The 24,174-nt window shown below is 61.0% G+C and carries 25 protein-coding genes; 15 read left to right on the top strand and 10 right to left on the bottom strand.

What is annotated here, in order from left to right; translation table 11 throughout:
- Window positions 1-9 precede the first annotated feature (9 nt).
- Entirely contained in the window at window positions 10-528 is a 519-nt protein-coding gene (locus tag ACZ2GY_RS09010) for a DUF3043 domain-containing protein (protein WP_327019701.1), read from the bottom strand.
- Window positions 529-657: 129 nt separating this feature from the next.
- On the opposite strand from ACZ2GY_RS09010, the gene ACZ2GY_RS09005 reads away from it, so the two are divergent.
- From ACZ2GY_RS09005 to ACZ2GY_RS08980, 6 genes are all read left to right on the top strand, one after another.
- The gene (locus ACZ2GY_RS09005; protein ID WP_471671721.1) at window positions 658-2,058 is read left to right on the top strand and encodes a M20/M25/M40 family metallo-hydrolase; all 1,401 of its coding nucleotides are present in this window, start codon (window positions 658-660) and stop codon (window positions 2,056-2,058) included.
- Between the two features lie 204 nt (window positions 2,059-2,262).
- Window positions 2,263-2,646, top strand: a complete 384-nt coding sequence (locus ACZ2GY_RS09000) for a HesB/IscA family protein (protein ID WP_471671720.1) — start codon at window positions 2,263-2,265, stop codon at window positions 2,644-2,646.
- A gap of 221 nt (window positions 2,647-2,867) precedes the next feature.
- The gene (ctaC, locus tag ACZ2GY_RS08995; protein WP_471671719.1) at window positions 2,868-3,749 is read left to right on the top strand and encodes an aa3-type cytochrome oxidase subunit II; all 882 of its coding nucleotides are present in this window, start codon (window positions 2,868-2,870) and stop codon (window positions 3,747-3,749) included.
- 4 nt (window positions 3,750-3,753) lie between these two features.
- A complete protein-coding gene (ctaD, locus tag ACZ2GY_RS08990) occupies window positions 3,754-5,475 on the top strand; it encodes an aa3-type cytochrome oxidase subunit I (RefSeq protein ID WP_471671718.1) in 1,722 nt (573 codons plus the stop codon).
- Window positions 5,476-5,877, top strand: a complete 402-nt coding sequence (locus ACZ2GY_RS08985; protein WP_471671717.1) for a cytochrome c oxidase subunit 4 — start codon at window positions 5,476-5,478, stop codon at window positions 5,875-5,877.
- A gap of 184 nt (window positions 5,878-6,061) precedes the next feature.
- On the top strand, window positions 6,062-6,844 hold the full coding sequence (locus ACZ2GY_RS08980; RefSeq protein WP_056549524.1) for a GntR family transcriptional regulator: 783 nt from the start codon (window positions 6,062-6,064) through the stop codon (window positions 6,842-6,844).
- 105 nt (window positions 6,845-6,949) lie between these two features.
- Here ACZ2GY_RS08980 and qcrB read toward each other — a convergent pair whose 3' ends face one another.
- The 4 genes from qcrB to ctaE all read right to left on the bottom strand — a co-directional run bounded on the left by qcrB (window position 6,950) and on the right by ctaE (window position 11,271).
- Window positions 6,950-8,635 carry a cytochrome bc1 complex cytochrome b subunit gene (gene qcrB / locus ACZ2GY_RS08975; protein WP_346028260.1) on the bottom strand — a complete coding sequence of 562 codons (1,686 nt, stop codon included), beginning with the start codon at window positions 8,633-8,635 and terminating at the stop codon, window positions 6,950-6,952.
- Window positions 8,632-9,660, bottom strand: coding sequence for a cytochrome bc1 complex Rieske iron-sulfur subunit (qcrA, locus tag ACZ2GY_RS08970; RefSeq protein WP_056549529.1), 1,029 nt, complete (start codon window positions 9,658-9,660; stop codon window positions 8,632-8,634). The genes qcrB and qcrA overlap by 4 nt, the downstream gene beginning before the upstream one ends.
- Window positions 9,661-9,732: 72 nt before the next feature.
- Complete coding sequence (qcrC, locus tag ACZ2GY_RS08965; RefSeq protein ID WP_056549531.1) at window positions 9,733-10,521, bottom strand: cytochrome bc1 complex diheme cytochrome c subunit; 789 nt, start codon at window positions 10,519-10,521, stop codon at window positions 9,733-9,735.
- A gap of 111 nt (window positions 10,522-10,632) precedes the next feature.
- Complete coding sequence (ctaE, locus tag ACZ2GY_RS08960) at window positions 10,633-11,271, bottom strand: aa3-type cytochrome oxidase subunit III (protein WP_082566157.1); 639 nt, start codon at window positions 11,269-11,271, stop codon at window positions 10,633-10,635.
- A 149-nt stretch (window positions 11,272-11,420) separates the two neighbouring features.
- Here ctaE and trpD point away from each other — a divergent pair, with 149 nt between their 5' ends.
- Window positions 11,421-12,479, top strand: coding sequence for an anthranilate phosphoribosyltransferase (gene trpD / locus ACZ2GY_RS08955; RefSeq protein ID WP_346028261.1), 1,059 nt, complete (start codon window positions 11,421-11,423; stop codon window positions 12,477-12,479).
- 8 nt (window positions 12,480-12,487) lie between these two features.
- Here the strand turns inward: trpD and ACZ2GY_RS08950 are convergent, their stop codons facing one another.
- Window positions 12,488-12,769, bottom strand: a complete 282-nt coding sequence (locus ACZ2GY_RS08950) for an Lrp/AsnC family transcriptional regulator (protein WP_056549538.1) — start codon at window positions 12,767-12,769, stop codon at window positions 12,488-12,490.
- Window positions 12,766-13,209: a DUF3054 domain-containing protein gene (locus ACZ2GY_RS08945; RefSeq protein WP_346028262.1), complete on the bottom strand. Its 444-nt coding sequence runs from the start codon at window positions 13,207-13,209 to the stop codon at window positions 12,766-12,768. Before ACZ2GY_RS08945 ends, ACZ2GY_RS08950 begins: the two co-directional genes overlap by 4 nt.
- A gap of 115 nt (window positions 13,210-13,324) precedes the next feature.
- Here ACZ2GY_RS08945 and ACZ2GY_RS08940 point away from each other — a divergent pair, with 115 nt between their 5' ends.
- The 4 genes from ACZ2GY_RS08940 to ACZ2GY_RS08925 all read left to right on the top strand — a co-directional run bounded on the left by ACZ2GY_RS08940 (window position 13,325) and on the right by ACZ2GY_RS08925 (window position 16,087).
- A complete protein-coding gene (locus tag ACZ2GY_RS08940; RefSeq protein WP_277357114.1) occupies window positions 13,325-13,597 on the top strand; it encodes a DUF2277 domain-containing protein in 273 nt (90 codons plus the stop codon).
- Window positions 13,598-13,756: 159 nt separating this feature from the next.
- Window positions 13,757-14,176 carry a VOC family protein gene (locus tag ACZ2GY_RS08935; RefSeq protein WP_277357115.1) on the top strand — a complete coding sequence of 140 codons (420 nt, stop codon included), beginning with the start codon at window positions 13,757-13,759 and terminating at the stop codon, window positions 14,174-14,176.
- Between the two features lie 97 nt (window positions 14,177-14,273).
- Entirely contained in the window at window positions 14,274-15,458 is a 1,185-nt protein-coding gene (locus ACZ2GY_RS08930; protein ID WP_277357116.1) for an MFS transporter, read from the top strand.
- A complete protein-coding gene (locus tag ACZ2GY_RS08925) occupies window positions 15,458-16,087 on the top strand; it encodes a peptide deformylase (protein WP_471671716.1) in 630 nt (209 codons plus the stop codon). Before ACZ2GY_RS08930 ends, ACZ2GY_RS08925 begins: the two co-directional genes overlap by 1 nt.
- A gap of 27 nt (window positions 16,088-16,114) precedes the next feature.
- On the opposite strand, the gene ACZ2GY_RS08920 is transcribed toward ACZ2GY_RS08925, so the two are convergent.
- Window positions 16,115-18,094: a S9 family peptidase gene (locus ACZ2GY_RS08920; RefSeq protein ID WP_471671715.1), complete on the bottom strand. Its 1,980-nt coding sequence runs from the start codon at window positions 18,092-18,094 to the stop codon at window positions 16,115-16,117.
- Window positions 18,095-18,250: 156 nt separating this feature from the next.
- Here ACZ2GY_RS08920 and ACZ2GY_RS08915 point away from each other — a divergent pair, with 156 nt between their 5' ends.
- The 4 genes from ACZ2GY_RS08915 (at window position 18,251) to ACZ2GY_RS08900 (ending at window position 21,246) form a co-directional block, all read left to right on the top strand.
- The gene (locus ACZ2GY_RS08915) at window positions 18,251-19,069 is read left to right on the top strand and encodes a methyltransferase domain-containing protein (RefSeq protein WP_471671714.1); all 819 of its coding nucleotides are present in this window, start codon (window positions 18,251-18,253) and stop codon (window positions 19,067-19,069) included.
- A gap of 130 nt (window positions 19,070-19,199) precedes the next feature.
- Window positions 19,200-19,679 (top strand): NfeD family protein, encoded by a 480-nt coding sequence (locus tag ACZ2GY_RS08910; RefSeq protein WP_277357120.1) that lies wholly within the window; start codon window positions 19,200-19,202, stop codon window positions 19,677-19,679.
- A gap of 36 nt (window positions 19,680-19,715) precedes the next feature.
- Complete coding sequence (locus ACZ2GY_RS08905; protein WP_056549550.1) at window positions 19,716-20,663, top strand: SPFH domain-containing protein; 948 nt, start codon at window positions 19,716-19,718, stop codon at window positions 20,661-20,663.
- A 235-nt stretch (window positions 20,664-20,898) separates the two neighbouring features.
- Window positions 20,899-21,246: an RNA polymerase-binding protein RbpA gene (locus ACZ2GY_RS08900; RefSeq protein ID WP_056549551.1), complete on the top strand. Its 348-nt coding sequence runs from the start codon at window positions 20,899-20,901 to the stop codon at window positions 21,244-21,246.
- 114 nt (window positions 21,247-21,360) lie between these two features.
- On the opposite strand, the gene ACZ2GY_RS08895 is transcribed toward ACZ2GY_RS08900, so the two are convergent.
- Together ACZ2GY_RS08895 and ACZ2GY_RS08890 are read right to left on the bottom strand one after the other, a co-directional pair.
- A complete protein-coding gene (locus ACZ2GY_RS08895) occupies window positions 21,361-22,098 on the bottom strand; it encodes a polyprenol monophosphomannose synthase (RefSeq protein ID WP_471671713.1) in 738 nt (245 codons plus the stop codon).
- Between the two features lie 444 nt (window positions 22,099-22,542).
- Window positions 22,543-24,171, bottom strand: a complete 1,629-nt coding sequence (locus tag ACZ2GY_RS08890) for an amidohydrolase (protein ID WP_471671712.1) — start codon at window positions 24,169-24,171, stop codon at window positions 22,543-22,545.
- Window positions 24,172-24,174 lie beyond the last annotated feature (3 nt).

The following is a 24,174-nucleotide window of genomic DNA, read 5'->3' as shown; positions in this document are numbered from 1 at the left end:
GTCCCGCTGTTAGGCGGGAAACTGCCCGCGGCTTACCTGCGGCTTGGGAAGACGGAGCCGACGGATCTGCATGGCACGTGAGATACCGTACCAAAGATCCCCACGCCCGGGTTCGCCGAACTTCGCTGTCAGTTGCGCCTTGAGCTTGCGGCGCAGGAGAAGGCAGTCAACGATCACCGCCATGATGATCACCCAGAAGGTCAGCATGACGTAGCCCTGGAGAGTCAGATTGGGGATGAAACTCAGGAAGACAAAGACCAGCGCCGCAAACATCAGGAACTCGGCGACATTCCAGCGTGCGTCCACATAGTCACGGACGTAGCGACGGGCCGGGCCCTTGTCACGGAACGGCAGGTGCCGCTCATCGCCGTTCTCGAGTGCACGCCGCATCCGCAGTTGGTCCTCGCGCCGCGCCAGGCGGCTGGCCTCCCGCGCTGCCTTCCGGTCATTCGGAACCAGGGGCCGCTTCCGGGCCGCTTCCTGAACGCTGCGCCTGGGAGTGGGCGCGCCCTTACCGGCCGTTCTCAATCGCTGTTCCTCCGCGACTTGCTCTGCGGGATTCTCAACAACGGCAGCGTCTCTTTTTCGTCCAAACACCCCTCTAGGATACCCGTCCTGAGCGCCGGATTCTCCGCATGCGTGTGTAGGCTCGAAGGCATGAATATGCCTTCAAGTGATCTACTGCCGGACACCACCGTTGCTGCCCTGCGTTCCGCCGTCGACTCCGCATTCCCGCGGACAATCGAGGAGCTCAAGTCGCTCGTCGCCATTCCGGGTGTGGCCTGGGCAACCTTTGATCCCGCGGAACTCGATCGCAGTGCTGAAGCAGTTGCTTCGCTGGTCCGATCCACGGGCATCACGGATGTGCGTATCCTCCGAATGGACAACAACGGCACACCCGGTGGTCCTGCTGTCGTCGCGCGGCGTCCGGCTGCTGCGGGAAAACCGACCATCCTGCTCTATGCACACCATGATGTCCAGCCCCCCGGTGAGCGGGACCTGTGGGAAAGCGAGCCGTTCGTCGCCGAGGAACGAGACGGCCGGTTATACGGGAGGGGAGCAGCGGACGACAAGGCCGGCATTATGGCCCATATCGCGGCGGTCCGAGCTGTCTCCGAGGTCCTGGGGGAGGACCTTGGCCTGGGCATCACCTTATTCATCGAGGGTGAAGAGGAGGCTGGATCCCCGACCTTCCGCAGCTTCCTAGAAGAACACCGTGAACTCCTGCGCTCCGACGTCATCGTGGTTGCGGACTCGAGTAACTGGAAGGTCGGCATCCCTGCCCTCACAACCAGCCTGCGCGGACTGGTTGATGGTGTAATCGAGGTCAGAGTCCTGGAACACGCTGTCCATTCCGGTATGTTCGGCGGTCCTGTATTGGATGCGCCGACCCTGCTTGCCCGATTGATTGCCACCCTTCACGACGACGATGGCAGCGTCGCCATCCAGGGCCTTGTTTCGAATGACGACGCGGATGTGAACTATGCGGAAGCTGACTATCGCGCTGATGCCTCGGTTCTCGACGGCGTGCAGCTGGCTGGCACAGGCTCCCTTGCGTCACGGTTGTGGACGAAGCCCGCACTGTCCATCATCGGCATCGATGCGCCAGGAGTAGCTGTCTCATCGAACACGCTCCTGCCCACAGCGCGGGCGAAGTTCAGCCTTCGGCTAGCGCCCGGACAGGAGCCCCAGAAGGCTATGGCCGCCGTCGAGCGCCACGTGCGCTCCCACGCTCCGTTCGGCGCCACGGTGACGTTCACGCCGGGGGAGTCAGGCAACCCCTTCTCCACCGACACAACGAGGCCGGCAGCCCAGATCGCACTGTGGGCCTTGCAGACCGCCTGGGGAACGCAGGCCGTTGAAGCGGGGATCGGAGGGTCCATACCCTTCATCGCGGATCTGACTGAGGTCTATCCGGAGGCGCAAATTCTGGTGACCGGCGTCGAGGACCCGGATTCACGGGCACACAGCGCCAACGAATCGCTCCACCTGGGTGAGTTCAACCGTGCGGTGCTCGCAGAGGCTCTGATGCTCGCGCGGCTCAACGCCGGCGGCTGACACCAGTGCCCCGCCGCGCACTGCCGGGCCGGCCCGGAATGTTTGACCAACATGGATCGTTACACAGCTGGGCAGGCTGTGCTCACCGGACGTACCATGGGACGGACAGCGCTGCGAGGCGCTGAAAGCCACACGCCGCCCGGCGTTATGATCGCAGGCGGGGGAACCGGTGCGGCGGGCACATAGTAAAGGAGAACGCACACCATGAGCACATCAACAAGCGAACCAACCATTGAGACGGCCGCAGATACCGAACTGCCGGTACATGAGGTTAACCTGTCAGATGTTGCTGCCGGCAAGGTACGCAGCCTCCTTGAGCAGGAGGGCCGGACTGATCTGCGTTTGCGCGTGGCGGTCCAGCCCGGCGGGTGTTCGGGGCTGATCTATCAGCTTTACTTCGATGAACGCGTCCTCGATGGCGATGCGGTTCGTGACTTCGACGGCGTGGAGGTCATCGTTGACCGCATGAGCGTTCCCTACCTCGCCGGGGCCTCCATTGACTTTGAGGACACCATCTCCAAGCAAGGCTTCACCATCGACAACCCGAACGCCGGCGGGTCCTGCGCCTGCGGTGACTCCTTTCACTAGAGGACCATCCCGAAAGTGGGGTACCAAAGCCCCCATCACGTATCCGAAAGAGGTACGGACGGGGGCTTTGTTGTCACACGATGGCTGCCGTTGCGGGTAAGCTCTACAGTGAGTAGTAAAACTGAAAGTGCATCGCGTTTGAGTAGCAGCTCAGGCAGCACCGTGCACGGAAATGCTGTCACCGTCGGTGGCACCGCACGTGAGAAAAGGAAGGGCCGTCTGTGAGTTCGCAGGACCGAACCGGCAGCCGACGCGCAAAGATTTTCAAGGTCTCAAGCCTCGTGGTCGTGGCTGCGCTGTTCTTGTCTGGTTGTTCATCAGAAGTCCAAAAGGGTTGGTTACCCACCGAGCGTGATACCACCAACCTCACCGGTCGGATCATTGACCTGTGGGTCAACTCCTGGATCGCTGCCCTGATAGTAGGCGTCATCACCTGGGGCCTGATCATCTGGTGCATCGTCGCGTACCGTCGTCGTCGCAACGAGACCGGGTACCCGCGCCAGATCAGCTACAACCTTCCGCTGGAAGTGTTTTACCTGACAATTCCGATCTTCATGGTGCTGGTGCTCTTCTACTTCACCGACCGTGATCAACAGATCATCGACGCCCGTGTCGAGGACCCCGATGTCATCATCGATGTGCGCGGCAAGCAGTGGTCGTGGGACTTCAACTACGTGCTCGAGGACAAGTATTCCTCAGGTGTCCAGGCTCAACTCGATGGTGAGCCGGGCGTCCCGGAAACTCTTCCGACGCTTTATCTGCCGGTCAACCAGACGGTGGAATTCCGGCTCAACTCCCGCGACGTAATCCATTCGTTCTGGGTTCCGGCCTTCCTTCAAAAGCGGGACATGATTCCCGAACGGGAAAACTACATCACCCTGACTCCCACGCGTGAGGGCGTCTTCGAAGGGAAGTGCGCCGAGCTGTGCGGCGAGTACCATTCGGAGATGTTGTTCAACGTAGCGGTTGTCTCCGAGGAGGAGTACCAGGCCTATCTGGAAACCCTTGAGGACGGCCAGCTGGGCGAAGAGTATGACCGCAATCTGCAGACTGTGACCGGCGAGAGCCCCAGCGGAGCTGACGAGCAAATTGGGCAGGATTAATTAGATGTCTACTTACGAATACACTGCCGAGGACGCCGGCACGACGGTTGCTCCACGGGTTGTACCGCGGTCCAAGGGACGCATAGTCGTCAACTGGATCACCTCCACTGATCACAAGACCATCGGGTATATGTACCTGATCGCCTCATTCGTGTTCTTCTGCCTGGGTGGGGTAATGGCGCTTGTCATCCGCGCCGAGCTCTTCGAACCGGGAATGCAGATTCTGCAGACCAAAGAGCAGTACAACCAGCTCTTCACCATGCACGGCACGGTTATGCTGCTCATGTTCGCAACCCCGCTGTTTGCCGGGTTCACAAACGTCATCATGCCGTTGCAGATCGGCGCACCCGACGTCGCCTTCCCACGGCTGAATGCCCTTGCTTTCTGGTTCTTCCTTTTCGGCAGCACCATCGCAGTGTCCGGATTCATCACGCCGCAGGGCGCTGCCTCGTTCGGCTGGTTCGCGTACGCCCCGTTGTCCAATACAACGTTCTCGCCTGGTGTTGGTGGTGACTTATGGGTGTTCGGGCTTGCTCTTTCCGGATTCGGCACCATCCTTGGCGCCGTCAACTTCATCACCACAATCATCTGCATGCGCGCTCCCGGCATGACCATGTGGCGCATGCCAATTTTCACCTGGAATGCACTCGTCACGTCGATCCTCGTGTTGATGGCGTTCCCGCCGCTCGCTGCCGCCCTGTTTGCGCTCGGTGCCGACCGGCGGTTCGGAGCACACATTTTCGATCCGGACAACGGAGGAGCGATCCTATGGCAACACCTCTTCTGGTTCTTCGGACATCCAGAGGTGTACATCATCGCGCTGCCGTTCTTCGGTATTGTCTCGGAGATCTTCCCGGTCTTCAGCCGTAAGCCGATCTTCGGCTACAAGGGCATCGTTTTCGCAACGATCGCCATTGCAGCACTTTCCGTGACGGTGTGGGCGCACCACATGTACGTGACCGGCGCCGTTCTGTTGCCGTTCTTCGCCTTCATGACGATGCTGATCGCGGTGCCCACGGGAGTGAAGTTCTTCAACTGGATCGGCACTATGTGGCGGGGATCGATAACATTCGAGACCCCGATGCTCTGGAGCCTCGGTTTCCTCGTCACCTTCCTGTTCGGTGGTCTGACCGGAATCATCCTTGCATCCCCGCCGTTGGACTTCGCCGTGTCCGACACCTACTTCGTAGTGGCTCACTTCCACTACGTGGTCTTCGGTACCGTAGTCTTCGCGATGTTCGCCGGCTTCTACTTCTGGTGGCCGAAGTGGACGGGAAAGATGCTGAACGAGCGGCTGGGCAAGATCCACTTCTGGCTCCTGTTCCTTGGCTTCCATGGAACGTTCCTGATCCAGCACTGGTTGGGGGTCATCGGTATGCCACGGCGCTACGCTGACTATCTTCCTGAAGACATGTTCACCGCAATGAACCAGTTCTCCACTATTGCTTCCTTCGTTCTGGGCGCGTCGTTGATTCCGTTCTTCTGGAACGTTTACATCACCTGGCGGAGCGGTACAAAGGTCGAGGTCGACGATCCGTGGGGCTTTGGAGCATCACTGGAGTGGGCTACCTCCTGCCCGCCGCCAAGGCACAACTTCACCTCCCTGCCACGTATCCGCTCGGAACGCCCTGCGTTGGATCTACACCACCCGGAGCTTGCGCAGTGGCACACACCAGGTTCACCGGCAGGCCAGCTGCTCGGATCCGCTGATCGGAAGGACGCTTAAGTGAAGGTAGAAACACGACTGTTCCTTCTACTGGTTCCCTTTTTTGTACCTGTGGCAGTGGTCTACGGTTTCCTGACCAATTGGTCTGAGTGGGTTGGCATTCTAGGCATCCTGCTTGTGGGCGGTCTCGCCGCCATGATCGGCTTCTACCTCGGGTTCACGGGGCGCCGCGTGGGACTGCGCCCGGAGGATCGCCGCGACGCGGAGATTCATGAAGGCTCGGGCGAGCAGGGGCATTTCAGCCCTTGGAGCTGGTGGCCGCTTGTCCTCGGCCTTGCTGCAGCCGGCGGTTTCCTGGGCCTCGCTGCTGGATGGTGGATTCTCTACGTGTCGGCGGGCCTGGCCGCTATCGCACTTGTCGGATGGGTCTTTGAATACAGCAGGGGAGACCACGCGCACTAGTCGTCCAAAACGTGTCCGAAATGGAGGGTCCCGTACATATTTTGTGCGGGACCCTTCGTGTACCTCCTCTTGAGAGTAGTTGCTCTGGATTACTCCGTCGCCGCTCCTGATACCAAGCTATAGAATATGGTGACCATACCGGTCTATCTAGCTGGGTTCGCACCCGTGCATAACAGGAGCCGTCATGCCGGATCAACTCGACGCACTGCGTACTACACTCGACGGCAAGGCGGCCAAGCATGTACAGCTTCGCGAACTGCTCCGCGAGTACATCCTGTGTCACGCGGAGCCTGGTACAGCCATTCCGTCTGAGCGGAAGCTGACCGAACACTTCGGTGTTGCGCGGATGACTGTACGACACGCCATCGACGCACTGGTTGCCGAGGAGGTTCTGGAACGAATCGTAGGCCTTGGAACCTTCGTAGCCCACACAAAGCTCGATCTGCAGATGAAGCTCACCTCCTACAGCGAAGAGATGCACCGCAGAGGCATGGTCCCGGATGCTCGGGTACTCAGCTTCGAGCAGATGGCAGCCACACCGCTCATTGCCCGCGAACTGCAGATTGAGCAGGGCGTCCCGGTCGTCAGGTTCCGGCGTCAGTTGTTGGCAGACCGCGAACCCATGAGTGTGGACGAAAACTTCATCCCGGCACACCGCGTCCCCGGAATACTTGATGATGCTCCGCCGACGTCGCTGTATAACGTTCTCAGCGAGAGATACGGGCTCGTGATGGAATGGGGGGAAGACACAGTGGAGGCGACTGCGGCGTCGCCCTCTATTGCCCGTCTTCTGAACGTCGAGATGGGCGCCCCTCTCCTGAAGATTCAGCGCCATGCCTACGTGGCCCGGGCCATGGTGGACTATTCGGTCTCGTACTACCGGGCTGACAGGTACAAGCTGTGGGTTCCGCTTCAGCGCCCCGGTGTCCGCACACCTCGCACCTACACTGCCAAGCGCTTCAGCTGAACGTCATCTGCCGAACCGAGCCCAGCCCGATTGGGAGACAGCTATAGAAAGAGGAGTGGGGCGCACTGGGCGCCCCACTCCTCTTTCTATAGCTCTCAGCCCGGACTACTTGCTGGAGATGGCAGCCTTGTCATGCTCGCTTGCAACTTCGCCATGGTGGCCGTGCGAGTGAGCCTCTTCAAGCTCCGCTGGTGTGACTGGTGCGACACGATCCTCGAAGAAGAACTTCGAAGCCCATGCGCGGCCCTTCTCACCCTTTGACACATGACCGTTGACGTCCGCTTCAGCGGACAGAGTGACGGGCGAATCGAAACTGACCAGCTTGTAACGCTTGTACTCGTCAACCGGCTCGTGGACCTCGATGAACTCGCCGTGAGGGAGCCTCACGATACGACCCGTCTCACGTCCGTGGAGCACAATCTCGCGATCCTTGCGCTGGAGGGCCAGCGCAATACGACGGGCCACGATGAAACCGATCACGGGCCCGATGATCACCAGGACACGGAGCCAGTAAGTCACATCATTCAGCGAGACCATGAAGTGCGTAGCGATGAGGTCGGAACTGGCTGCTGCCCACATGACGCAGTAGAACACCACGCCTGCCACGCCGATGCCGGTGCGGGTAGGAGCATTACGCGGCCGATCGAGCAAGTGCTTCTCCCTGCGGTCCTTGGTGACCCAGGCTTCAATCCACGGCCAGGCAAACAGCAGTGTAAAGACAATCCCTGCAGGCACGAGCGCAGGGAACAGCACGTTCAGAGAGAGCGTGTTAGTGCCCCAGGGGAAGGGGATTTCCCACTCGAACGGGAAGCCCGCCAGAATGCCGGGCATAAGACGCAGGGCGCCGTCCACCCATCCGATGTACCAGTCGGGCTGGGTACCGGCCGAGACAGGGGAGGGATCATAAGGTCCATAGTTCCAGATGGGGTTGATCGTGAATGCCGCTGATATTGCGGCGATGATACCGAAGACGATGAAGAAGAAGCCGCCGGCCTTCGCCGCGTAAACGGGACCGACCGGATAGCCAACTACATTGTCATTGGTGCGGCCCGGGCCGGGGAATTGAGTGTGCTTGTGAACGACCACCAGGAAGAGGTGCATCGCGATCAGCAGGAGAATCAGAGCCGGAATCAGGAGGATGTGGAGCACATACAATCGCGGGATGATCACGGTACCGGGGAATTCACCGCCGAACAGGAAGAAACTGATGTAGGTTCCCACCACGGGAATTGACTTGATCACGCCGTCGATGATTCGAAGACCGTTACCGGAGAGGAGGTCGTCCGGAAGTGAGTACCCTGTGAACCCTGCGGCCATCGCAAGAATGAGCAGAACACCGCCGATAACCCAGTTCAGCTCACGCGGCCGCCGGAATGCACCGGTGAAGAAAACCCGCAGCATATGCACTGACACGGCAGCAACGAAGAGCAGTGCAGACCAGTGGTGTACCTGCCGCATGAACAGCCCGCCACGGATATCGAAGGAGATATCGAGCGAGGAAGCGTAGGCCACCGACATTTCGATACCGCGCAGCGGTACGTAGCTTCCTTCGTAATGTGTTTCGGCCATCGAAGGGTCGAAGAAGAAGGTCAGGAACGTACCCGACAGAAGAAGGATGACGAAGGAGTAAAGCGCTACTTCGCCAAACATGAACGTCCAGTGGTCTGGGAAGATTTTCCGCCCAAACTCTTTGACTATCGCGGATCCACCGACGCGGGTGTCGACGAAGTTGGCAATCTTGCCGACGTTTGTCTTTGGCTGGTACTGGTGTCCAGCTGCTGAGCTGCTCACACTCCACGCTCCCAGTAACTTGGTCCTACGGGTTCTTGGAAGTCGCTCGTCGCTACCAGGTAACCTTCATCATCCACGGAGATGGGAAGTTGGGGGAGCGGCCGGGCGGCCGGGCCGAAAATAACCTTCGCTTCTTGGGTGACGTCGAAGGTTGACTGATGGCACGGACAAAGCAGGTGATGGGTCTGCTGTTCGTAAAGGGCTACAGGGCAGCCCACATGCGTACAAATCTTGGAATAGGCAACAATGCCTTCATAGCCCCAATCCTCGCGCCCCGGAGACGGGTTCAGTGATTCAGGACTCAGGCGCATAAGTAGAACAACAGCCTTAGCCTTTTCCTCGAGTTTGTGTTCCGCCTCATTGAGGCCCTCGGGAATGACGTGGAACGCTGAGCCGATAGTGACGTCCGAAGCCCTGATCGGGGTGCCGCTCGGATCACGGGTCAGCCGTACGCCTTCATCCCACATGGTCTGGCGAAGCACGTCACCGGGCAGCGGACCGAGGTCACGGAAGATTGCGATGGCCGGGAAGATTGCGAGGATCCCCGCGCCGAGGAGCGTATTGCGGATCAGCGGCCTGCGCTTGATTCCGGATTCTTCCAGGATATCGCCAACGATTTTCTCAGCGTCAGCGCGGTCTGCTTCGGGGCGAATCTCGTGCCGGTCCTCAGCGATCTCATGATCCGGCATCAGCGTCTTGGCCCAGTGCACGATTCCGACACCGATGCCAAGCATGGCGAACGCCGTTCCCAATCCGAGGAGCAGGTTCTGTAGGCGGAGGTTCGCGATTGTCTGGTCGAGGGGGATAAAGAAATATCCGAAGAAGAAAAGCAATGTTCCAAAGATGGAGACGAGGAACAGCACTCCGACCTGACGCTCTGCGCGTTTCTCAGCCCGGGGGTCTACGTCAGCCAAACGCGGCCGGTGCGGTGGGAGTCCAGGATCCTGGAACTTCTGCACGCCGCCCTGACCCGGCTTAGCTACGGTAACCGCGTTCTCCGGGCTGCCGTCACTATGGTCGGCCATGATCCCTCTCATCCTTCTTTAGAAACTTCACTCGTCAATCCTGTGTCCTTGGTTTAGTGCTGTGGCCGCTCGCTACGAGGAGCGGGAGGTCAGCCAGACTGTGAACGCGATTATCACTCCGAGCCCAGCAACCCAGATGAACAGTCCTTCTGACACCGGTCCTAGGGAACCAAGGTCCGCGCCGCCGGGGGAACCCTGCTCTTCGATGATGTTGAGGAACGCGATGATGTCCTGCTTGCCCTCAGGGGTGATGTTCGCGTCGCTGAAAACCGGCATGTTCTGCGGCCCGGTGATCATCGCTTCGTAGATGTGCTTGTCCGTCACGCCTTCGAGCGCCGGAGCGAACTTGCCCCGAGTCAACGCTCCACCAGCAGCGGCAGCGTTATGGCACATTGCGCAGTTCACTCGGAAAAGTTCACCGCCGGCAGCGGGGTCGGCACCTTCCAGGTCGAGCTCTTCCTCGCCGGGAATTGCAGGACCTGCGCCCAGCGAGGCGACGTAGGCGGACATCTGCCGGATCTGCTCATCGGTGAACTGAACCGGCTTCTGAAGCGCCTGCGGGCCCTGCATTTGAAGCGGCATACGCCCGGTGCCAACCTGGAAGTCAACTGCTGCGGCTCCCACGCCGACCAGCGAGGGCCCGTCTTCAGTGCCGGCCGCTCCCATGCCGTGGCACGTTGCGCAATTTGCGACGAAAAGTTTTTCGCCTTCTTCAATATCACTGGCTGAGAAAGTGGTTTGTGCCTTGGCCTCGTTCGCGTTGCTAGCGACGGCATAGATGCCACCTGTTAGCAACAATCCCATGAGCAGCAGCGCTATTGCTGCCAGGGGGTGACGCCGCCTCTGCGAAAGTGCCTTCACGTCCTGTTTCCTGCCTTCTGTATTGCTTCGGTACGGTACACGATTGGTGTCAGCCACCCTCGCGACCGCCACGCTAATTCTACACCGGGTAGAAAAGGGTTCAAGAGCAATCTACTTCAAGAAGTAGATGATGATGAACAGTCCGATCCACACCACGTCGACGAAGTGCCAGTAGTACGAAGTGACAATCGCCGACGTCGCTTCAAAGTGTCCGAACCGTTTGGCCGCGTAGGCGCGTCCAATAATGAAGAGAAAGGCGATCAGACCGCCGATGACGTGCAGGCCGTGGAAACCGGTGGTGATGTAGAACGACGATCCATAGGCATTGGCGGAAAGGGTGATCCCTTCGGCGACCAATTCTGCGTACTCATATGCCTGCACTGCCACGAACACTGCGCCCATGAGGAAGGTCAGCAGGTACCACTCGACCATGCCCCACTTGGCGATGTTGAACACTCCACCCGCCCTGCGGGGCTGGAGCCGCTCGGCGGCGAACACACCCATCTGGCAGGTGAACGAGCTCGAAACCAGAATGATGGTGTTGATCAGCGCAAAAGGTACATTCAGCTTCTCCGTCTCGGCAGCCCAGAGTTCGCCGGACGTGGAGCGCAATGTGAAGTACATGGCGAAGAGTCCGGCAAAGAACATAAGTTCACTGGAAAGCCATACAACGGTGCCTACCGACACCATGTTTGGCCGGTTGAGTGTTGGATGCGCAGTGGAGCTGGGGGCATGGGTCGCTGTCGTCACTCTGACATTATGTCTCTAAAAGATCCCACTTCACCAATGCGAAACGGCCTCGGCGTGCCCAGCTCATATGTGCGGATGCGAGAGTTGCCTGTAACGGCGCGGGAGTAACACCGTGATGAGTTTCTACAATTCGTAGATAACCTAGGGGAGTGACTGCGATTCCTGCTCCAGAAGCCCCCGCAACCAGCTGGCCGCAGCTGATCTCGAAGCTCATCGAGGGAGAGGATCTCACTGCGCCGCAGACCCGTTGGGCAATGGATTCCATTATGGAAGGACTCGCCTCGCATGCACAGGTCGCCGGATTCCTGATTGGCCTGCGAGCAAAGGGGGAATCTGTTGAGGAACTGGTGGGCCTCGTCGAGGCGATGCTCTCGCGTGCTCACACTATAGACGTGCCAGGTCCTGCCCTGGACATCGTGGGAACCGGCGGAGACGGCCTGAACACGCTCAATATCTCGACCATGTCCTCGCTGGTGGCCGTTGGTGCCGGTGCCAGGGTAGTCAAGCACGGGAATCGCGGTGCCTCCTCTTCCTCGGGTGCAGCTGATGTCATCGAGGCGCTGGGGGTGCGGCTTGACTTGTCTATCAGTGACGTAGCGCGCTCGGCGGAGCAAGCCAATATCACCTTCTGTTTTGCGCAGGTCTTTCACCCGTCGATGCGCCACGTTGCAGTACCGCGCAGGGAACTCGGTGTCCCTACCGCCTTCAATTTCCTGGGTCCGCTCAGCAATCCGGCCGGAGTCGAAGCGCAGGCACTGGGTTGCGCCAGTGAACGGATGGCGCCGCTCATGGCGGGTGTTCTCGCAGCCCGGGGAGTCCGGGCGCTGGTTTTCCGGGGCAGCGACGGCCGCGACAAGCTGACGACGAGCGGATCATCCACCGTCTGGGAGGTGCGCGGCGGGGCCGTCGCCGAGCACACCGTCCATCCGGGTGATTTCGATCTGCCGGAAGCGGCTGTCGAGGCTCTGCGGGGTTCAGACGCCCAAAGCAACGCGAAGGTGGTTCGCGCCGTACTGGCGGGGGAGAAGGGGCCGGTGCGCGACGCCGTCGTCCTCAATGCGGCAGCGGGACTGACTGCGCTGGACACTGAGCACTCGGCTCCGCTTGTTGAGCGGATTCGAGCAAATATGCGCCGCGCAGAGCAGTCGATCGATTCTGGCGCGGCCCAGGCAGCGTTGGACCGCTGGATAGCGGTCACCAGCTCATAAGCGAGTGCTTAGCCCTCGAAACCGAGGGAGAAGGCGGCGTCGAGATCATGCTTCGAGTAGGACCGAAACGCAATCTGGGTGGTGGTCGATTCGACGCCCTCCACTTTTGACAACCGGTCGGCAATTACGTCCGCGAGATCTTCGTGGCGGTTCACCCGCGCAATGGCAATGAGGTCCCATTCGCCGGTGACTGAGTACACCTCGCTGATGCCCTCGAGTTCAGAAATTTCCTGCGCGCACTCGGGGATACGGCTGGCGTCGGTCTGGATGAGTACGAACGCACTGATCATCTGGGTGCTCCTTGGTTTCGACTGGTGTCCGTTGTGGGTTGTGGTTGAGGACGACGGCGCTGCATCAGCCGTACACCGGCGCGAGGGGCAATCAGGAACAGTCCCAATACGCCGAGCGCGACAATCTGGAACGACAAAGCCGCACCATCACCGAGAAGCACCCGTAGCGCCAGACCGCCGGCTGCCGTTCCCAGCCATAGCGGGACTGCAGTGCACAACAGCGCAAGGGGCCGGTGCCATGGACGCAAAATCGCCGTCGTGACGAAATAGGCAATGAGGAAGGGGAGTGCTGTACGAGTAATGCCGGAGGCGGAAAGCGCACCATAGTGGGAGAGGTGTCCGAGAAGCGCGAAGAGGGAAATCAACACGACGTCGGTGGTCAGCCAGGATGCGTACCCCCGACTGTTGGCAGCCCCGCGGCCGGAACTTACGCTCGTCATGATGTCAGCCTACTGGCTCCGGAAGCGAGACACCGCCTGCACGCAACGCCGGGGTGTCAGGGCAGTTGCATGCCCGCCTGTTCCATAGCGAAGAGACTCGATCTACCCTTGAACCATGTGCAGGAACATCAGAACACTCCATAATTTTGAACCGTCAGCAACCAGCGACGAGGTTCATGCGGCTGCGCTGCAGTACGTCCGGAAAATCAGCGGTACCACCAAACCATCGAAGGCGAACCAGGAGGCTTTCGATCGGGCTGTGGCGGAAATCGGATTCATCACCGAGCGACTCCTGGCGGAACTGGTCACGTCCGCGCCGCCGAAAGACCGGGACGAGGAAGCCGCGAAGGCGAAGGAGCGCTCAGCGCGTCGCTTCGCAACCGCCTGACCGGTTCGCTCGCGCCGCGCTTTCGCACGGTCGAAGAACCAGGTGCAAAAGGACTGGGAGCGGAACCTTTCGTGGTGCACTATGGTGACGGAGCGCACCGCAAGCGCGCCTCGACGAGAGGCACCGGTCGCCCCGGTGATGCGACACGAGGAGACCGATATGAGCACCCGCCTGAATCCTTACCTGGGCTTCCGCGATACCGCCCGGGAAGCGATGACGTACTACCAATCAGTCTTCGGCGGTGAACTTACCCTCAGCACGTTTGGTGATTTCCAAGCCAGCGAGGACGAAAGCGAGCTGGACAAGATCATGCACGGAATGCTGACCGCGGACAACGGAATGGTGCTGATGGCAGCTGACACGCCCAACAGCATGGACTACACACCCGGCAATACGTTTTCGATTTCCCTCAGCGGCGAGGACGAAAATGAGCTGCGCGGTTATTGGGACCGCCTGGCTGGAGAAGGGACTGTGACTGTTCCCCTCGAAGTTGCTCCTTGGGGTGACCACTTCGGCATGTGCACCGACAAGTTCGGTGTTGCCTGGCTGATCAACGTCGCCGGCCAGCCGCAGCAGTAGGGGCAGGGAATCCGATCCTTTAGTTGACATAATGTCGATTATCGGCACTTCGCGGGCGGGGTCTGGAAGGGGCAGGCCAGGCGTCTCACGGCGGAATGTGCTGATCGTTTTATGTCTGACCGAAATCACCAGTTGGGGCATTCTCTTCTACGCCTTCCCTGTTCTTGCCGGACAGATCAGTTCGACCACCGGCTGGACGCTCCCTGTTGTCAACGGTGCGTTCTCGACCGGACTGGTGTGTTCGGCGCTCACGGGACTGGTTGTCGGTCGAATTCTGGACCGCAGTGGACCTCGGGCCGTGATGACTGCAGGGTCTTTCATCGCCGCGCCCGCGCTGTGCCTGGTCGCCCTGGCCGCCAACCTCCCGATGTTCTTCGCTGGCTGGGTGCTGACCGGCGCAGCCATGGGCATGGTCCTGTACCCACCGGCGTTCGCCGCTGTAACGCGTTGGTGGAGCGTTGGGCGCACCCGCGCGCTGACCATTCTGACAATCGTGGGCGGACTGGCCAGCACGGTCTTTGCGCCGTTGACTGCCGTCATTTCAGCCGGCGTCGGTTGGCGCTCCACCTACCTGATCCTCGCGCTCGTGCTTTTCATCGTCACCGTTCCGGCGCATTTTTTCGGGCTTCGCCGGCCGTGGGAGCCGCACCGGTCCCACCCCGGGCTACCCGAGATTGCGCACGGGCAGCCCGACGAAATCGCCAGGAGCGTGCCGTTTCTGGCCCTCGTAGCGGCTGTCAGTCTGGCCGCCCTCGCGTCCTTCGCCGCCGTCGTCAATCTGGTTCCGCTACTGACCGAGCGCGGGATCAGCACCTCGCTGGCGGCCACGGCGCTGGGAATAGGCGGCGTCGGCCAGGTTCTCGGCCGCCTGGGCTACAGCCTCTTCGAACGGCTTCCGCTTCGTCTCCGGACAGCACTGGTGCTACTGGGAACAACGCTGACGACGGCGCTGCTGGGCCTAACTGAGACCCTCACCGCCGCACTGTTGATCGCTCTCGCAGCCGGTGTTGCACGCGGAATCTTCACCCTCCTGCACGCGACTGCTGTTCCGGATCGCTGGGGCCCGGCCCATTACGGCCGGTTGACGGCTCTCGTCGCCTCACCCATCACCCTCGCCACGGCACTCGGTCCGTGGGCAGGCGCCGGCCTCGCCGCTCTATTGGGAAGCTACTCACGCGCTTTTCTTGTGCTTGCAGCAATCAACGCCGTCGCCATCCTGTTGGCCTTCTACAGTGTGCCGAGGGGATCATCCATGCCAGGCGGCGAACCTAGGATGGACTGATGAACTTCCACTCTCCCGAAAGTATCCGGGCGCTGGTGCACCGTGTTATCGCGCAGGACCAGCCGCCGATCGTCCAACTGGGTGATCCGGTGCTGCGGAACCCCGCCGCCCCGTTCGACGGTCAGCTCGATGATTCAGAGCTGGCCGGACTTCTCGCCGTTATGCGCAAGGCCATGCAGGACGCACCGGGCGTCGGACTGGCAGCACCGCAATTGGGAATACCGTTGCGCCTCGCGGTCATCGAAGATGTCATTCCCCAGCCCGTCGAGGTTGCCGAACTCCGTGAACGGCCGCTGCTGCCCTACTTTGCAGTGATCAACCCGATGTACACGCCCATCGGCCGGGAGACGTCGTCGTTTTTTGAAGGCTGCCTGTCCTTCAGCGGTTGGCAGGCCGTGGTTGCACGGAGTCGATCGGTACAGCTCGAATACCTGACGCCCGAAGGCAAGAATGTATCCCGGCAGTTCACGGGCTGGCCCGCCCGCATCGTCCAGCACGAAACCGATCACCTGAACGGTGCCATTTATATCGACAAGGCCAACACGCGATCGCTTGTCAGCAGCGCAGCTTACAGTGAGCGCTGGGCGCAGCCCGGAATCGAACTGGCCCAACGCTCACTCAACTTCTAGGCACCTTCACCGCAGATGCGCGCAGGGTCAAGCCGGCTGATTCTTCTTGCTCGGCAACTTGTCAGCCCACCACCGCAGGATGTGCTCGAACCGCTGTCGCCGGTGCCACGGTGTGCCGGAGCGCGACAGTTCGTGCGTCTCCCCCGGGAAAATCAGCATTTCGGTCTCCACTCCGTGGCGCTTCAGAGCGGTATAGTAACGCTGCGCCTGCTCGAGCGGACAGCGCAGATCCTCCTCCGAGTGGATAACGAAGGTGGGGGTCCGAACCTTGTCGACGTGCGCATACGGACTCTGCGCCCGGACCTTCTCGGGGTCCGCGCCGGTGTAAGCCTCGGAGAAGAACCAGCCGATGTCCGACGAGCCGATGAAGGACTCAGGGTCGAGGAAGCCCCGTTCAACGATGGCGCCCTGGAAACGGTGGTCGTTCGCAATCAGCCAGGCTGTCAGGTAACCGCCATAGGAGCCGCCCATCACACCCAGCCGGTCTCCGTCCAGCCCGTCATACTTCGCCACAGCGCCCTCAAGGAACGCGAGGACGTCCTGCATGTCCACCGTGCCCATCGCTTCCTTGATCACGCGGCCGTGTTCCTGACCGTAACCGGCTGCGCCGCGGGGGTTGCACATGAGAACCGCGTACCCTGCCTCGAGAAACACCTGCGCCTCGTCGAAGTAGCCCCAGCCGTACTGGGCATAGGGCCCGCCGTGGATGTTGAGGAGAACGGGATGCGGGCCCTCGCCCTCCGGCACCAGCACCCAGCCGTGCACGGGATAGCCGTCCGGCGCAGTGAACGTCTCCTCCTGCGGTTCGACGACTGTTGTCTCGCTGCGCAAGGCAGCCGAGAAGTCGGTCAGCCGTGTCAGCGTCTTGCCGTCGATCCTCGCAACGTCTCCCATGGTGCCAGGGTCCGTGTAGGTGACGACGATGATGCCACGGCTTGCGGCGCCCGTCACGATGTATTCACCGTCCGCCACCGTTTGGATTGCACCCTGCGAATTCACACGGCGCAGATCTCCGGCGCCGCGGCTGCGGTTGAAGACAAGGACGCTGTCCGCTCCAGCCTGGACAACTTCGCCGACTTCCCCGAGGTCGAGCACTTCCGGATCCGTCAATACGCGCACCTGAGCCGGATCCTCGACCGGCGCAATGTACAGGGCGGTATTACGCGCCACGAAGTCGACGCCGCTCGTTGACAGCGAGCTGCCGAGGTAGAAGAGCCACTGGCCATCCTCGCTGTGAACCGGGTTACCGCAGCTGACGAGTTCGTCGGTGAAGTTGCTCAGCCGCTGCATGTCGGAACCATCCAGCGCAATGGAATAGATGTCCGAACGCAGGTTGGTTGCGGAGTCCGGCTCCAGGGCTGCGCTGAACAGGATGCGCGAGCCGTCAGCGGAGAAAGTCGGCGCCGAGTGGTCGGCATCCGCATCGGTGAGCTGCTTCGGCTCGGTGTAAGCTGACGGCGCGTCCTCCTTACCAGAGCGTGCCGCCCGCCCGACGGGCTTCACAAACGGCTCCTCACCCAACGGCGGAACATCCAGGAGAAAAAGCTGTGACCGCTTATCCGCGATGTAGCCGGCACCGTTCATCTGGTATTTGAAGCCGTCGATGAGCCGTGGATTCTCCTGCCCGCCGGACACTCCCTCCACCGTGCCGTACCGGCCGTCTTCGGGCACGCGAGCGGACAGCACCAGCCGTCGGGAGTCGGGCGACCATTCAAACCCGGACACGCCGAGAGGTCGGTCGGTCAACTGCTGCGGCTCCCCTCCCCTGCTGTCCGTAAGGAAAACCTGGGGCTTGCCGCCAGCGGATGTCCGCAGGAAAGCGAGCGCGGCGCCGTCGGGCGAGTATTTGGGTGAGCTGTCCCGAAAGCCGCGGGTGAGGCGGCGGGGAGAACCATTCTCCAGCGGCACCTCCCATAGCTGACCGACATAGGCGTCGGCGTCGTAGTCCGGCCGGGTTACGGAGACTACGCAGCGTTGGGTGTCCGGGTGGAGCGAGGGTGCGCTCACTGAATGAAGAAGATTGAGTGTGTTTGGTTTCACATTCCGAGACTATGCCTCCGAAGCGCCGACACTCAAAATGGGCAGGGGTCCACCTACGATGGTGGGGTGCCGACTTACCCGGAATCTCTGCTCCTCTGTCCGGTCTGTCGGGATCCGTTGACGGTGAATTCCGCCGGTCAGCACGGGAAGAAGATGGACGACGGCGCGGCACGCTTCCTGCGTTGTCCGCGGGGCCACCGCTTCGACGCGGCACGGCAGGGCTACTTCAATCTGCTGACCGGACGGGGAACCGAGTTCGAATCAGATACCGCAGCGATGGTGCAGGCCCGTGTCGACTTCCTCGGGGGCGGGCATTTCCAGCCGCTGGCGAACGCGGTCTCCTCGGCCGCCGAGAGTTTCGCCGGGAACCTGCCCCTGGTCCTCGATGTCGGAGCGGGGACCGGTTACTACCTCAAGGCGCTTCAGGAAAGGGTGTCCGTCTCCGCGTCGGTCGCGCTGGACATCTCGAAGTATGCGTTGAGGCGGTCAGCAAAAGAGCTACCGGATGCACTCTGCCTGGTGTGTGACGTCTGGAGACCCCTGCCGGTCGCTGATCAGCGCGTAGACCTCCTCCTCAACATCTTCGCTCCACGGAATGTACCTGAGTTCGCTCGGGTTTGCAGCGACCGGGCGGTCGCGCTGGTGGTCACTCCGCTGCCACACCATCTCCGGGAAATTGCAGAGCTTGCGGGGCTCCTCGGCATCCGTCCTGGAAAGGCCACAGAGGTGGCCACCTCGATGGCGGAATTCTTCGATGTGATTGAAGTCAGGAGGGTGGAGTTCGGGATGCGCCTCTCCCCCATCGATGTGCGCAATGTTGCGGCCATGGGCCCGGCAGGCCACCACACCCTGCGCATCGACGTCGACTCCCTTCCTCCCACTTCGGACGTCACCGCGGCCTTCACCGTTCAGGTCTTCCAAAAGCGCGCGCACACAAGCTAGCCGGTCAGGATATGTCGCGCAGGGATATTCCGCCGGGGCTATATATTTCGCTCCGCGGGTTTGGCATGATGGTTGGTAGGCACTCAGGGCGTATTGCAGAGCCGCAGTGCCGTCAGGGAGGGGAAGACTGATGCTTGACTGGCTGGTTCAGAACACCTGGATACTATGGCTCGTGCTTGTGCTCGGCCTGGCCGCGGTTGAGACGCTGACTCTCGACCTGTTCTTCCTCATGCTGGCAACGGGAGCCCTTGCCGGACTGGTGGGAGCGCTGGCAGGAGCAAGCTTCTTCATCCAGGTCGTGCTCTTTTGCGTCGTCTCCCTCCTGATGGTGCTGCTCGTTCGGCCGGTGGCCCTCCGGCACCTCAAGAGCGGCTCAGCCGAGCAGCTCAGTAATATCGACCGACTGATCGGTGAGCAAGCCCTCGCCTTGGAACCGGTGACCGGGGTGACCGGCACAGTCAAGATCGGCGGTGACACCTGGACCGCGCGGACCTCCGACGGCTCTTCGTTGCCCGCCGGGAGTCGCGCCACCGTCTCCCGGATCGATGGGGCAACTGCCGTCGTCGTCGGCACACAACAGGCGGAAAGCGGACCGATCATCCCGTCGTGAGACGGGACCTGCACCATTCACACAACAAGGGGAACCATGTTCACAGATTCAGGCGCAATCGGACTCACCATTGTTCTGATTGTTCTGATCGTTTTTGTCCTGATCATCCTGGTGAAATCCGTGCGGATCATTCCGCAGGCTCGCGCCGGTGTCGTCGAACGGCTCGGAAAATACCAGCGGACACTTCTGCCCGGGCTGACAATCCTGATTCCGTTTGTCGATCGACTGCTTCCGCTCCTCGACCTGCGCGAACAAGTCGTCTCGTTCCCTCCACAACCCGTCATCACCGAAGACAACCTCGTCGTATCCATCGACACAGTGGTCTACTTCCAGGTGACGGACGCGCGGGCTGCAACCTATGAGATCGCCAATTACATTCAGGCTGTCGAACAACTGACCACCACCACGCTCAGGAATGTCGTCGGCGGGCTGAATCTTGAGGAAGCGCTGACCTCACGGGACCAGATCAACGGTCAACTCCGGGGAGTTCTTGATGAAGCCACCGGACGGTGGGGTATCCGGGTCTCTCGCGTGGAACTGAAGGCGATCGATCCCCCGCACTCCATCCAGGACTCGATGGAGAAGCAGATGCGTGCAGAACGCGATCGCCGTGCTGCCATCCTTACTGCCGAAGGCACCAAGCAGTCACAGATCCTCACAGCAGAGGGCCAACGGCAGGCCGCAATCCTGGCTGCAGAAGGTGATGCAAAGGCTGCCATTCTGAGGGCTGACGGTGAGTCGCAAGCCATTCAGAAAGTCTTCGACGCCATCCACAAGGGCAACCCGACCCAGAAACTGCTCGCTTACCAATACCTGCAGACACTTCCGAAGCTCGCTCAGGGCAATTCAAACAAGTTGTGGATCATCCCGAGCGAAGTAGGGGAAGCACTCAAGGGAATTGGAAATGTACTGGGCGCGCAGGAGCGCGGTGAAATGGAGGACTCCGGGTCTTCCCTTCCTGCAGAGGACAACTCCCGCTCCTGAGGTTCCTCCGCTGAGATCATGCCGTTCGCTGGCTGGCCGATCGAATTGGGCTATTCCAGAAGCGTCGGTATAGTGGAGTGTTTGCCGAAGGAGAGTGCCGCCGGGAACAGACGGCGGTTGAGTGACGTTATACCTGTGGTAACACGGCGTCGAAGTCGTTGTGCTGTGTTCCCGAAGGGAGTGCGGCAGAAGCATCTGGGAGTCCAGGATGCCATACGTAGTTTAGGGAGAAAAGATGAGCGACCGTAGCCTGCGGGGTATGCGCCTTGGCGCCCAGAGCATGGAGACTGAGTCCGGCGTTGAGCCGGCACCCCGCCAGCGTGTTGAGTACCGTTGCGAGGACGGCGAACGTGTCTTCGTGACCTTCGCCGCTGAAGCGGAAATTCCTCCGGTATGGGTTTCCAAGACCGGCAAGGAAGCGCTGCTGGTGGATGGTGAGCGTCCCGACACCTCCGGAGACAAGCCCGTTCGTACCCACTGGGACATGCTTCTGGAGCGCCGTTCCATGGAGGAGCTGGAGCAGATTCTCGAGGATCGCCTGAACATCCTTCGGGAGCGCCGCGGGGAGCGCCGCTCCGCCTGATTCGTCGGTACCTGAGAAGCCCGGGAACTTCACCAAGTTCCCGGGCTTCTCTTGTATTCCAAAAGGCCTGCTTCTGCTGCGCTGGATGTTGGGCGCGGGACTGCCTCCCGGTGGCTACGGTCTGTCGGATAGGTGCCCGGCCAGAACCGACCACCGCGCTGCAATGCCCCAGCGGGTGACGTTGGCAATGGCCTCAAAGACGATATTGCCGCTCATCTTGGAGTCTCCGTACTCTCGTTCCACGAACGTGATGGGCACCTCAACAATGCGGAGCCCACATTTGGCTACCCTGAACGTCATGTCCACCTGGAACCCATAGCCGACAGAATCCACCGTAGCCAGATCGATGCTTTCGAGGGTCTCTCTGCGGAAAGCCCGGTAACCGGCTGTGATGTCGCGGACCGTCAGCCCCAGCATGGTACGTGAGTAGAGGCTGCCTGCCCTGGATAGCAGCTTGCGGTGGAGCGGCCAGTTGACAACCGATCCGCCAGGAACCCAACGGGACCCGATGACCAGGTGGGCGCGCGCAACAGCATCAATCAACGCAGGTAGTTGTTCCGGTTGGTGGGAACCGTCAGCGTCCATCTCGACGAGGACGTCATAGCCGCGCTCGAGCGCCCAGCGGAAGCCGGCGATGTAGGCAGCCCCCAACCCATCTTTGCCGTGCCGGTGCAGGACATGCACTGCGGGGTCCTTGGCGGCGATCCTGTCCGCGACTGCTCCTGTGCCGTCCGGGCTGTTGTCATCCACTACCAGGACGTCCGAATCCGGAACTGCGGCTCGTAGCCGGTCAAGAGTCAGCGGAAGGGACTGGCGCTCGTTGTAGGTAGGAATAATGGTGACAACGCGCACTCATGAACCTTTCGATGGGCCTGTGCGCAGGGCGCAACAGCCGAAGAATCCGGACCGGCTTCCCAGTATAGGCCGATGCGCGGAGCGCATCCTCGACATGTGGCTACGGGGAAATGGTGGTTACGGGTAGGTTCACACGCCTTCGGGCCAGCAGTGATCAATTGATCGGCGCTGTTTTCTACTGACGTGCAAACCTACCCGTTGTGATTACCAAGCCTTCCACCACGAAGAAAATCCGCGACGTTCGCGTCTTTCGTCCCCTTCGGCGTCCACGGTGTGCGGTGGCTCGGTCAGGTCTGTCCGGAATGCCGGATCTCAACCCGTAGATCTAAAAGCTTACGGCCTGTAGTGAGAGTGTCAACAGCGCTCTGACCTGCTAATTTATATGTTTCTGCAGGTCAGCGTCACGCCCGGTGAGATCGCCGGTTTGGCATTTGTCGGTCTTCACCGTGCGTCCAGCCCGCCGCGAGTGAAGAGCTGACGACCGTGATGCACGGTCTCAAGGCAACGAGGCTCACTGCCGGTATCCAGCGCGGGAAGCAAGGGCGTCCCTGCCCTCGGGTCAGTGCTCCAGGACTGTACTCTGCTGTCCGGTGTCTGGACCATGAGTTCGTCCACCTCCCATACCGCGTAGGAAGCCGGAGCCCCGGGGACCAGTTGGCCCAGCAGGGGGTTTTCGGCACCCACCGCGCGCCATCCTGCGCGCGTGTGAGCGATGAAAGCCGCACGCGCCGAAATTCTCTCCTCTGGGCTGGCGTGGGTCATGCATGCCCGGACAGATTGCCACGGTGACATTCTGGTGACCGGTGAATCTGAACCGAGGCACACAGGCACGCCCTGACTCAACAGACTCCCGACCCGATTCATCGGCACATAGCGGTCACGGCCGAGACGCTGTTCGTACAGGCCTCCCGGAGCTCCCCACAGAGCGTCAAAACCGGATTGGGCGCTGACAATAGCGCCGAAATGGACGAGGCTGCGGATGGACTCGTCATCGGCCATCTCGACGTGCTCAAGTCGATGCCGTGCGGCTCGCACCTTCTCGATTCCGTGGACCGCAGCGGCCTTCTCAAGCCCGGCGATCACCGTATCGAGTCCCTCGTCGCCGATGACATGGAAACCGGCCTGCCTGCCGGCAGCGGTGGCCGCACCGAGGTGGGAAGCGACGTCGTCGGCGTGCATGAAGGCGGTTCCGCTGGAGTGCGGCGCGTCAGCGTAGGGGACGCGCATGCGCGCCGTATGGGAACCGATCGAGCCGTCCACGTTGAGGTCCCCGCCCAGGCCCAGTACCCGACCATCGAAACCAGCGAGCACTGAGCGGAGCTCCTCTTCGGAAGTCACTGCCTGCCCCCAATAGGCAAGAACCTCAGGATGCGCTCCGTCAAGGGATAGCAGCGAAAGGACGTCCTCCCGCGGGGCTATGTGGGGCGCAGCCATCTCGACGACCGTAACGATCCCGTTGGCGGCCGCATTATCCAGCGCGGTTCGCTGTAGGGTTGTCCGCTCAGCTGCGCCGGGGCTGCGGACGGCGGTCCGTGCGGCGAGGTGCGCCTCCCGCACAACAAACCCGTTGTCCCATCCCGAATGTGTGTGGAGGGCAAGCCGCTGTGCCAGGGACGCGGATACGACGGCGGAATGAACGTCAGCCCGGACAAGGTAAACGTCTCTGCCCCCGGAGGCGTTGTCGAGTTCTGCCGCTGTAGGCGGACGTCGCTCGGACCACCTCGATTCATCCCAGCCGTTTCCCATGATGGTTCCCGGGATACTTGCGGCAGCGCCGGCAACGAGCTCCAGCAGCTCACCCAGGCTGTTGACCTCCGTGAGGTCGAGGGAGGTCAACGCCAGACCGGTCTCGGTGGTGTGGAAGTGTGAATCGACGAAGCCGGGGGCTATGAGCGCTCCCTGCAAGTCAATCATCACCATGCTGCTGTCCGCCAGTGACGCCGCCGCATGTTCAGACCCGACCCAGGCCACCGTATCGCCGGTAACCAGCATCGCAGTTGCGAACGGATCGGCTGCGCTATAGACGGAACCGTTGCGGTAAAGAATGGGCTTTCGATCATTTACAGACACGGG

The organism is Arthrobacter sp. KKT183 (assembly GCF_055657625.1).
The sequence above is the reverse complement of the archived record's forward strand: the minus strand, read 5'-3'. Positions and strand labels throughout refer to the sequence as shown.